The following is a 229-nucleotide window of genomic DNA, read 5'->3' as shown; positions in this document are numbered from 1 at the left end:
GATCGAGGATGTAGTCGGCCACACCGGCTTCGCGCGCTTTGTCTTTGCGTGCTTTACTCAACTCGGTAATGATGACTTTGATGCCTTTGGCTTTTAGTACGGCAGCCAGCAGCAAACCGATTGGGCCTGCGCCGCCAACCAATGCGACATCGCCTGCTTTTGCGCCGCTGCGGACATAGGCGTGGTGTCCGACGGACAGAGGCTCGATCAAAGCGGCTTGATCCAACGG

At 57.6% G+C, this 229-nt stretch carries 1 pseudogene; it reads right to left on the bottom strand.

Features of this window, described 5'->3' with window-relative positions:
• Positions 1-229: pseudogene (locus tag ACI43T_RS12315) on the bottom strand (2,3-butanediol dehydrogenase); the annotation flags it as partial.

Source organism: Neisseria oralis, from assembly GCF_045062685.1.
In the GTDB taxonomy this organism is placed as follows: Bacteria; Pseudomonadota; Gammaproteobacteria; order Burkholderiales; family Neisseriaceae; genus Neisseria; species Neisseria oralis.
This window is presented reverse-complemented; position numbering and strand designations above follow the sequence as displayed.